5 protein-coding genes are annotated in these 11,107 nt (G+C 50.0%); 1 reads left to right on the top strand and 4 read right to left on the bottom strand.

Translation table 11 applies throughout. From position 1 onward, the window contains the following. A partial coding sequence (locus QT973_RS05275; protein WP_333390809.1) for an Ig-like domain-containing protein occupies positions 1-2,714 on the top strand: 2,714 nt, incomplete at its 5' end. A gap of 88 nt (positions 2,715-2,802) precedes the next feature. Here the strand turns inward: QT973_RS05275 and cruG are convergent. The 4 genes from cruG to QT973_RS05255 all read right to left on the bottom strand — a co-directional run bounded on the left by cruG (position 2,803) and on the right by QT973_RS05255 (position 11,054). Then, positions 2,803-4,005 carry a 2'-O-glycosyltransferase CruG gene (cruG, locus tag QT973_RS05270; RefSeq protein ID WP_333390806.1) on the bottom strand — a complete coding sequence of 401 codons (1,203 nt, stop codon included), beginning with the start codon at positions 4,003-4,005 and terminating at the stop codon, positions 2,803-2,805. A 232-nt stretch (positions 4,006-4,237) separates the two neighbouring features. Further along, a complete protein-coding gene (gene cruF / locus QT973_RS05265; RefSeq protein ID WP_333052677.1) occupies positions 4,238-5,179 on the bottom strand; it encodes a gamma-carotene 1'-hydroxylase CruF in 942 nt (313 codons plus the stop codon). A 242-nt stretch (positions 5,180-5,421) separates the two neighbouring features. Continuing rightward, positions 5,422-8,037 carry a CHAT domain-containing protein gene (locus tag QT973_RS05260; RefSeq protein ID WP_333208382.1) on the bottom strand — a complete coding sequence of 872 codons (2,616 nt, stop codon included), beginning with the start codon at positions 8,035-8,037 and terminating at the stop codon, positions 5,422-5,424. A 119-nt stretch (positions 8,038-8,156) separates the two neighbouring features. Next, on the bottom strand, positions 8,157-11,054 hold the full coding sequence (locus QT973_RS05255; RefSeq protein ID WP_333052674.1) for a two-partner secretion domain-containing protein: 2,898 nt from the start codon (positions 11,052-11,054) through the stop codon (positions 8,157-8,159). Positions 11,055-11,107: the final 53 nt, after the last annotated feature.

Below are 11,107 nucleotides of genomic sequence, written 5' to 3'. Positions count from 1 at the left end.
TCACAGGATTTACTGACACTGACGTGACTGTTGCTAACGGCACTGTTAGCGGATTTACAGGTAGCGGTACAACCTATAATTTCACAGTTACACCAACAGCCACTGGCAATGTCACCGTAGATATTCCGGCAGCTACAGCCACAGATACAACAGGTAATAACAATACCGCAGCCACCCAACTTGTTCGCACTGCTGATATTACCCCACCAACAGTTACCTTAACATCAACTTCAACACCAACAGTAACTGGTTTATTTAGCGTCACAGCCACCTTTAATGAAGATGTCACCGGCTTTGATAATACTGATATCACCGTAGCCAATGCTACTGTCAATAACTTTGTTAAAGTTGATGCCAAAAGCTACAGCTTTGATGTCACTCCCACCGCTGATGGTAATGTCACAGTTGATGTACTTGCTGCCAAAGCAACGGATACTGCGGGTAATAACAATACCGCAGCAACTCAACTGACTCGCACTGCTAATGTCACCACACCTGACATCACCCCACCAACAGTTGCCTTAACATCAACTTCCACACCAACAGTAACTGGTTTATTTAGCGTCACAGCCACCTTTAATGAAGATGTCACCGGCTTTGATAATACTGATATCACCGTAGCCAATGCGACTGTCAATAACTTTGTTAAAGTTGATGCCAAAACCTACAGCTTTGATGTCACTCCCACCGCTGATGGTAATGTCACAGTTGATGTACTTGCTGCCAAAGCAACGGATACTGCGGGTAATAATAATACCGCAGCAACTCAACTGACTCGCACTGCTAATGTCACCACACCTATTGTTGATGTCACCCCACCTACTGCTAACTTAGCTGCAATTTCTAACATTACTACAGCGGGCGGTACAAGTCAGACATTGACAGTTGCTTTCAGTGATAGCAATGGAGTTGATGTTAGCAGTTTAGATAATTCTGATGTTGTTGTAAATGGGTCAGGGGGTGCTATTCGTGCTACCTTTGTCAGTGTCGATACTAATAGTAATGGTACGCCTCGGACAGCGACATATTCGTTGACACCACCTGGGGGAACTTGGGATAATGCTGATAATGGTACTTACACAGTTAATTTGCAAGCGTCGCAGGTGAAGGATGCTGTTGGCAATTTGGCTGCTGCTAGCACTTTAGGTACTTTTGGCGTGAATATTGCCACACCATCGGTAACACCCGCGCCAGCACCCGCGCCAGCACCAGCACCAGCACCAGCGCCCGCACCAGCACCAGCGCCAGCGCCCGCACCAGCACCAGCGCCCGCACCAGCACCAGCACCAGCGCCCGCCCCTGCACCAGCACCAGCGCCCGCACCAGCACCAGCGCCCGCACCTGCGGAAACACCAGCACCCGCCCCTGCACCAGCACCAGCGCCCGCACCAGCACCAGCGCCCGCACCAGCACCAGCACCTGCACCAGCACCTGCAGAAACACCAGCCCCTGCACCAGCCCCTGCACCCGCGCCCGCCCCTGCGGAAACACCAGCACCTGCACCTGCACCAGCGCCCGCACCAGCAGAAACACCAGCCCCTGCACCAGCCCCTGCACCAGCCCCTGCGCCTGCGGAAACACCCGCGCCAGCACCAGCCCCTGCACCCGCGCCCGCCCCTGCGGAAACACCAGCACCTGCACCTGCACCAGCGCCCGCACCTGCGGAAACACCAGCCCCAGCACCCGCGCCAGCACCTGCGGAAACACCAGCCCCTGCGCCTGCGGAAACACCCGCGCCAGCACTTGCGGAAACACCAGCCCCAGCACCCGCGGAAACACCAGCACCCGCACCCACACCAACGCCTGCACCCAATGATGACTGCATCTGCGATGACATTGCCTATCCCAACTTAAACCAACCCAATGCAGTTGAAAACACCATACTTGGTGTATCGGGAATTCAAATAGGCACGGCCCAAAACGATGAATTTCTCGGCAGTAACAACGGCAATATATTCGATGCCAAATCCGGGAATGACAACTTATATGGTGGTGCCAGCAACGACATCTTTAATGGCAACCAAGGCAATGACTTCATCGCCGGAGGCAAAGGTGACGACATCCTCTATGGAGATGGAGGAAACGACATCGTGCTTGGCGAATTGGGCAAGGATTTAATCTTCGGAGGCAAAGGCAATGACTCCCTAAATGGCCGCGAAGGTGATGACATCATTTTGGGTGATAAAGATGATGATTTCATCGATGGCGGTAAGGATAATGACGTTTTATATGGAGGCAAAGGTAACGACATCCTGCTTGGCAGTCAAGGTGATGACTACCTGTTTGGACAGTTAGGTTCAGATACTATCTGCGGCGGTGAAGGTAATGACTTAATTAGCGGTAACGAATCAGCAGATATCCTGGGAGGGTGTGAAGGAAATGATACTCTTTACGGAGGCGAAGACAACGATACTCTCACTGGTTGTCAAGGTGATGATATTCTTTACGGAGACTTGGGAAATGATAGTTTGATTGGTGGTAGCGGTAACGATATCTTTGTCTTAACAACTGGTCAAGGATTGGATATCATCGCTGATTTTACCATCGGTCAAGACTTGATTGGATTAACCGGAGGTTTGAGTTTTGGTCAGTTAGCCATAACTCAAAATACTCAGGGAACTCTCATCAAAAATGTCTTGACAGGAGAAGAGTTAGGTGTGATGATTGGAGTGAGTGCCAATGCGATTACATCGGCTAATTTCCTGCTGATTTAGCAAATCAAGAAAAGTACGATCGCCCATTCGATACAAAAGGGCGATCGCACTTCTACCAATTTTAAAAGCTGTAGCAAAAATTTAACGATTATTCATACTTTCGGCCGCGCCACTGAGTAGGCTGATTCAACGCAGAAATTAGAATACGCAAAAACGCCAGCGGATCGGCTAAAGGTGACAGCCAAAACAGCCATTTACCCGATGCCCCAGTTGTATCGTAAGAAGGTGCGATCGCCAAACACAAAGCCGATCGCACTGCAACCAAAAATACATTCAATCCCAACAGCCAAAAGTGCGGAAATACACCAACCGGCGGCAGCGAACCAAACAGCAAATAGCACAACACAATCGGTACCGGCAAACCCTGAACCGCCAGCAACAGCCACAAATCGCCCCAGATTTGACCGCCAGAAGCAGCATCTTTCAAATCCAGCGATCGACCCCATTCATTCCAAGTCTCGATCGCCCCCTCATACATCCGCACCTTCAACACCTTAGCCCCATCCAAAAAGCCCACCTTAAAGCCCTTAGCAGCCGCATAGCGAGCCAGAGTCACATCATCGCAAAAAGAACCCCTCGCGACCTCATAGCCCCCCAATGCCACCAAAACCTCGCGCTTACACAAGAAACACTGACCGTTCGCCATCACCCGTTCCGGCACATCCCCGCCAGTCCCCGTCGGCCCGAACCGATAAACCAAAGTCATTAACAAAGCAGGTTGCAGCCACAACTCCCCTGGATACTTGAGGATAAACTGTGGCGACAGCGAAATCAAATCGTAATTTCCAGCTTTCGCTGTTTTGAGTAAACTCGCAATCAAACCCGGATGGGGCACAGTATCCGCATCTATCCCCAAAATCCACTCGCACTTCTCGGAACTTGCCAAAAAACCCGCATTCAGCGCCCACGGACGCCCTACCCAACCAGCCGGCAGCGGATCGTCGTTAATCAACCGAAACCGGGGGTCTTTTTGTGCTGCTGCTTTGACTAAATCTCCGGTTCCGTCTACCGAATAGCTGTCAACCACGATCGCTTCTCGGAGTTCGTAACTTTGGCGGCTTAATCCTTCCAAACAAGGCGAAATGCGATCGGCTTCGTTCAAAGTCGGTACTACCGCAGTACAACTACCCAACAAATCCAGCGTCGGCGAATCCGGTTCCAGGGGCGGGATGCGCGATGGGCCTTTAATCAAACGCGACATCAGAATGGCGGCGGCGGGTAATTGCAGCAGCAGGAGTGCGACAGCGATGATACTTGTCAGCGATTGGGAGAACAGGTGAGGGGCGATCATGGGATTTTAGATTTTAGATTTTAGATTTTAGATTTTCAATTGAAGAATTGGAAATTACGGTTGGTGTCAATTTAAAAATTTAATAAAATTTTTGCCTCAAACATATTACAGGAATTGGGCATGAAAAAATCGCCATTGAAAAACCCGGTTTCTTGTAGAAACCGGGTTTTTAAACTAGCTCAAAATTTAGTGTAAATTTTTGCTAAATCAGCCGGGGTTGCTCGCTAGCAACTCACTTACGCAAAACGCCCACGGGCTGAGGTGGAATTTGGGCCGTGATAACAGATGTATCCAAAGACGGCATTGTTTCGGTTACGTCACCTGTTGCGGGTTTAGCGATCCAGCATAACGCGATCGCCGGAACTACACCCAGAAGCACCGCTAGCGATGTCGGGAACCAGAACCGAGAATCCAAGGAAACTACAGTGATAATTGCTCCGAAAGCAAAGTTTACCAAATAAACAATTAAGGGCAAACCCAATTCCGATCGCTCTAATTTAATCGGTGTTTTTCTCCACAAGAAAGCTGCTACAGACATAAATAGCGCCCCCGTACCCATCCAACCAGCCAAATTGCGGTAAGGCATTCCAAAGAAAGCCCCAAGTTCCTCAAACTCCCAAAAAGGAACAGCAGTTTGACTCATCGCCGGATCTAGTACAAAATCCCAAGCAGTTAGCAGCAAAGCACCAAGGGCGATCGCCCCTATTTGGCGCACCCAGTTGAGTTCACCTTTACCGCCAGCTACTCCAGCGCGAGCAATTATGTATGAAACCAGTCCCAGATAAAACCACGAGAGGGGAATGGTAAACGGAACCAGCCCTGCAATTTTGTAGCCCAAACCGCTTAAATAGTGGTAGTGGCCGAAGGGAAAACCCGTACTCGTTCCCAACAACTCGCTACTCAAGGACAAAAACACAGAAGGCACTAAAAAAGCCAGAGTTGCACCCCAACCCAATGTCCGCAAGGCATAGAGAGCAACTGCTGCTGCACCAAAGATGATATAAACTACTCCACCCCCAGCCATCCCCCACTGGAATAGCGTTTGCCCCGCGGGCGGTAAACTCATCACCAATTCGGGACGGGGTAAAATCAGCAGCAACCCTGCCAATCCAAAAGCCATTGACAAGACGTGGGCAATTAAGCAAAAGCGCTCAGCAATCAAAAGTTGCTTCATGGGACTCCTCGAAAAAATATTAGATGCAAAAAGCACTCTTAACAGTTTACAAACTTTAACAAAAAACCAACTGCATTTGAGTCACTTGTCAATTGTCAGTTGTCAGTTGTCAGTTGACTGTTGACTGTTGACTGTTGTCCACCGCCCGCCGATGCCCAATGCCCTGAGCAATCTAAAATCTAAAATCTAAAATCTAAAATTGTCAGATGCCCGATGCCCCATGCCCGATGCCCGATCTTAAATTACTGCCAATTCCCCACTAGCACGAAAGGCGCCCAGAAATAGGGATTTTGATAGTCTGGGTTTTTCAGCAGCGTTAATTGAGCGTTGCGGAGGGCTTCAGCTTTGCTGGTTTTAGAAGAAGCCAGTTGCTTGTAAAATTCAGCCATAAAGATAGCTGTAGATTCGTCGTTGACTTGCCAAAGGGTGGCGGCGGTGCTGCGCGCACCCGATCGAATTGCCGCCCCCGCCAAACCCAAAGCCGCCCGGTTATCCCCCGAAGCAGTTTCGCAAGCACTCAAAACCAAAAGTTCGATCGGCTGTTGTCTCTCCCCTGTGCGGGCTCGCAGCAGTCGATCGAACTCCTTAACATTCACTTTCTGATCCCAAGTCACAATAAAAGTATCCGCTGCATTCGAGCTAAACTGACCGTGAGTTGCCAAATGGACGATCGGGTAAGATACTGCTTTAATTCGATCGTGCAATCGCCCGCTGACAAAATCTTCATTCAGCAGCGAACTCGCCGGCATCTCGGCTGCAATTTGCTGAACTTCCTCCTTCACCCCCGGCAAAGCCGAGAAGCCTTGACGCGGTTCCGAGAGGCCAGCGGTGAGCACTTTTAACTTGACTTTGTTCAGCGGTTTCGGTGCCAGCAATTGCAATCCCGGCGCCAAAGCAATGCTGTATTTTTCTACCAAAAACTTTTCACCGTCGTGCAGCACCGCCATCGGCAGATTTCGCAAATAACCGTCGAGCACAAATACCAGGGTTTTAATCCCGGCGGCAGTCAAATCCGCCTCTGCGGGGCGGATTAACCAGTCATAAACCTGTTCAACGGGTTGCCTCCTGTTGCGGGGGAAAGCAGCAGGCCTGATGAGATTTTTGGCTTGTCTGAAGGCAGTTTCCAACTCAGCTTGAGACTTCTTCGTAGCGTAGCGGCGCAGGGGTTTGCCGGGAATTGACAAAATTACCTCCAAACGATCGCTCAAAATAATCGGATAAATCACCGCCGCAGTCGGATCGATTTCCTCGATCGACTTTGGTTTAGCATCAGCGCAAGCATCCCGAAAAAAGTTGTCCAATTCCGCCAACTGCAAAGATTCCACAGTTTGGCGCGCCAGTTTCAATTTAGGTTGGCTGGGAGATTCCTCTTGCAAAAGCAGCCCGACTAATTCCCGATAAACCGGTTCGGCACTTTCCCGAAACGAAAATTGCACTTCGGGATTGACTGTTACCAAATCGCCCCGCAGAGAAGACAATATATTGACAGCTTGAGTATATTGAACGATCGCCCCTTCTGTATTTCCTTGAGCTTTCCGAATCCGTCCCAGTTGCCAAAACAATTGGTAAGCAATATCGGGAGATTGAAAAGCCGGTGCTAAACTCAAAGCCTCGGTTGTGAGATTTTCTGCTTTCTGATACTGCTGTTGGATTTCCGATAGTTTGCCTTTTGCTGCCAGAATATAAGCTTGTATTCGTCGATCGCCCAAACTGTTTGCTCCTTCGACAGAGCGATCGAGCATTGTGTCAATATCGCTTAAACTCAAAGTTTTCGCAGGCGACTGAGCTAATTTCATCAAGCTTTGAGCTAAATTAATTTGAGCGTAAAGTCCGGCGCGATTCGAGCCAAATTGATCGGTTTGAGATTCGAGAGAACGCCACAAAGCCTCTGCTTCCGACCAATCTTGGCGATCGACTAACAAACTCAATTGATTTAACTTTGCCTGAATTTGTAGGGGCGATCGATCCGGCATCGCCTGGATCGATCGACCATAATACTCTAGGGCAAAGCGTTCCCAATCCGCCCGCTGTTCTGGTGTCAAACCCGGTTTATTGCTTTTAGCCCGTACCGTATTGCCCAGATTAAGATAAATTGCAGCCTCCTCTGGCCGGCTACCTAATTTTTGGGCTGCTTCGAGTCCAAGTGACAGCACATCCTGCGATCGTTCCAGTTGTCCCAAAACCCGCAATACCCGCCCTAAAGCATGAATTGCCCGGACTTGTTCGAGAGAAACAGATTCATTTTTCAAAGTTTCCAAACCCGCTGCGGAAACTTCGCAAGTTTGGTTTTCCAGCTTGAAAGAAGCTAACATCATTTTGCAAGCCCTGGGGTAAAGTCCGAGAATTTCCCAAGCCCGACTTTGATTAATTTGAACTTGAAAAAGTTGGTTCTTTCTATCAATTTGCTCGAAAATTTTAGCAGCTTGCGTCCAAATCTCGATCGCATCTTGAGTCTGCCCGCGTTCAAGTTGCAACTGTCCTTGAATGTTGAGAGTTTCAGCTAAAATCCGCTGCTGTTCGGGAGTTTTGGCTTGGGTTCGCACAGCCGACAAACTCGAATTTACAGCTTTTTCTGCTTCTTCCCAAAGCGCCAACTGCCCGTAGGTTGCAGCTAAATTGCTCAAAGCTGTGGCGCGATCGAGATTTTCGCCTTTTGCCTCAAACTGCGCCGCCGCTTGCTGCAACAAAGGTACAGCTTCCGAAAAACGTTCCTCTTGGTACAGAGTTCGAGCTTGTCGAACAAGCTGCACCGCTGGTGGTGGATTAACCTGAGCAATTCCAGGAGGAATCGCAATTGCTAGCAGACAGGAAATCACAAATAACAGAATTACTTGTCGGAGCGATCGGGTAAACTTCATAGTTAGAAAATAAAATTACAAGCGCAGACACACCTACTGATTAACCCAAATACATCTTATTTTTGATCTGCGTTAATCCGCGTTAATCCGCCTACATCTGCGGTAAAAAAAACCTAATTTCAACGCGGCACACAAACAGAACTAGGTCGAGGATTGCGAGAGTCAGCAGCATTACCCGGATTATATCCAACAAGCATAACTTCTCCTTGAGCATTCACCACCCAACCTTGCGCCGGCACAACTTCGCGATCGGGGATTTCTCCTTCTTCCTTCTTCTTCCCTCGATCGGTTACATCGGTTAAACCCTCTACATTCGTTGCCGAACTTCCTGCCTCTTCCACCCAATTAAACTGGCTAGAATTGCTGCTGAGGGCATCATTGGGACTGGGTGGCACTCCTCCTTTCCCAGTGACGGTAAATGCGCTCTCGGCCTCTTGCGTGCAGGGATTTGCCGCAATTAACGCAGCCGAATCGACCACATTTTGCGGCAGTTCCACTAAACCTTGAGCCGGATTCACTCCAGAAGCACTAAATGTTACAGTACCTTGCAAAGCCGGGCCGCTACTTTGGGAAATCGCCGCAATATCACTGGTAGGATTTAGAGAAGTCGGACTTACTTGCAACGCTGCAAATTGAGCATCTGTTAATCCCAAAGTCGCTCGAACCTGTTCGCGAGTGACTGATGTAAACCCGAAAACATTGGGGACATTAATATTAACCCGCCCACCTTGGGCCGATCGCGCATTAGCCGTAATATCGCTATTTTCGTTGGGAAGAGTAACCAGAATATCGCTTTTAATGTTGATATTGCCGCCGTCGGCAGCGCCCGCATCAGTGGTGATGCGGCTCCCCCGGCGCAATTGGATGTCGCGCGATCGCAAGTTAATATTAGCCCCGATACCCGATACAGTCGTGCCGTCAATACTGCCTTTGGTGGTGAGGGCGATCGAATCTGCGACAACATTGATGCTGCCAGCCTCCCCCGTTCCATAACTCTGGACGCTAACCGCTGCGCCGTCTCGGACACTCAACCGGCCCGCCGCAATGCTCAAGCTTCCCGCCGCACCAGATGGAGGTTGCAGCCCCAACAAAGTCTGGTACAGCAAATCTCCCGAAGCTGTGCCGATGCTGCTGGGAAAGATCCCGTCTCTGGTAGTTCCGGCTATTTCCATCGATTCCGAAGCAGCGACAGTCACATTTCCCCCTTGTCCCTCACCCAAAGTTGAGGCTCCGATAGCTCCTCCGTCTCGGACAATCAACCGTCTGGCATTCAACGTCACATCACCGCCTTTGCCGCCCCCAGCCGTTCCCGCAGCGATTAGACTTCGGGAAGGAATTTCGCCCGGTGCGGTGCCGATCACTTCCACCGAGTCTGAAGCGTTGACGGTGATGTTGCCGCCGGGCCCCCCCGCAGGAATCACCTGCTCTGCAGTTCTCACCCCGCTCGAAGAAGTGATGCTAGCCCCTGCTTCGACGCGCAGGGAGCGGGTGTTAATTTCAATGTTTCCAGCCCTTCCCGTGCCGCCAATACTGTTAGCTGCTAGAGCCGTACTCAGGGGGCTATCCGATCGCTCTCTCGCTACTATTACCGAGTCAGAAGCTCTCACGCTCAGATTTCCGCTGTTCCCGGCACCAAAAGTCGAGGGCGAGATAATGGCTCCGTCGCTGACACTCAGTTGACCGGTTTCGATAGCGATACTACCTGCATTTCCGCTGTTAAAAGTTGTGGTGAACAGCCCGGAGGCGTTGATTTCTACCGATTCAGAGGCTCTAATTGTCACACCAGAGCCGTCTCCGGTACCGAGTGTAGGGTTGAGTATTGCCGATCCGTCTCGGATAGTTAATCGTTTGGTGTCGAGCGCGATATCCCCGGCTCTGCCGGCACCGAGGGTTCCGGTAATGATGCTGCTTTCGCGGGAGGCGACATCTGGCGGCTCTTGTGCTGCACCAGGATCGAGAATCCGTCGCCGAAAGTTCTCAAATCCTATTCCCTTGAGTTCTATATTCTCGGCGGTTCGGACATCGATCGGGCCTCCGGCTCCGCTTCCGGTAGTGGTGGAGCCGACAAAGGCTCGATCTAATAGGCTAAAGCGCACTGCTTCGATATTGATGCCGCGGCCGTCAATGCTTCCCAAGGTATCGGAGACTAGGCTCGATCGATCGCGCAATGTCACATTTCCTCCCCGGAGTGCGATCGCGCCTCCCCCTGGCCCGCTAGCTGTCACCGCCGATAAACCTGATAATTCAATGTTGCCAAAATTGGCAACATTTGTATAATCTAAACCTAATCCTATGGGCGTGATGCTAAAGCTTACTACACCCGGACTTGCCACACTTCCTAATTGAATGTTGCCACTAAAAGCGCTGGCAAAACCATTGTTAAAAATTAAATCTCCTCCCACCATTGCTAAGGTTTGACCGGGAGGAACTGCTAAACCTACGGGGATTGTTGTGCCTTCAATAACTTGGGTAACACTGGAAGAGTTGACAATTGTGCCAGGATTTTCTCTAAAGCTTAAACCCACAGGAATATTAATCGCTAACAATGGCACTGCATTAGAATTAGCTGCACTAAATTCAAACCCATTATCAAAGAGAACGCCGCTACCAGTAGAACCGATAAATGAGCCTCGCAAATCTAACCGAGCATTGGGGCCAAAGACAATCCCTTTGGGGTTAATTAAGAATAAATTGCCGTTTCCCAAAACTCCCAGAGTTCCTAAAATATTAGAAGGGTTGCCACCAGTAACGCGGGTGAAGATGTTGGCAATTCCGCTGGGATTGGCAAAATATGCTCCCCGCCCCTCACGGATGTTAAATTCGCGTAAACTGTGAAATAGGTTAACGCCGCGAGTTGCACCGCCTTCTATTCTATCTGAGGGTAAGTTATTAATCGTGTCGGGAACTGTGCGCGAACTTTCTGCACCCAAGCTGCTATCGGGGACAATTTGGGCGACGGCGGGGATAGGAAACAGCAGTAAAAATGCAAAAAATAGGGCGGAAGATTGGCGGGGCATCTTTTAATTCCTGTTAATTTACTCTTAGGAAAATACCGACGGGTTAGCTAAAA

It is taken from the genome of Microcoleus sp. Z1_A1 (genome assembly GCF_036700305.1).
Taxonomy (GTDB): Bacteria; Cyanobacteriota; Cyanobacteriia; order Cyanobacteriales; family Microcoleaceae; genus Microcoleus.
This window is presented reverse-complemented; position numbering and strand designations above follow the sequence as displayed.

Excerpts from the sequence above, each read along its gene's own strand:
- cruF (WP_333052677.1), bottom strand. The coding sequence starts at position 5,179 with ATGAAGCAACTTTTGATTGCTGAGCGCTTTTGCTTAATTGCCCACGTC.
- QT973_RS05255 (WP_333052674.1), bottom strand. The coding sequence starts at position 11,054 with ATGCCCCGCCAATCTTCCGCCCTATTTTTTGCATTTTTACTGCTGTTT.
- cruG (WP_333390806.1), bottom strand. The coding sequence starts at position 4,005 with ATGATCGCCCCTCACCTGTTCTCCCAATCGCTGACAAGTATCATCGCT.
- QT973_RS05260 (WP_333208382.1), bottom strand. The coding sequence starts at position 8,037 with ATGAAGTTTACCCGATCGCTCCGACAAGTAATTCTGTTATTTGTGATT.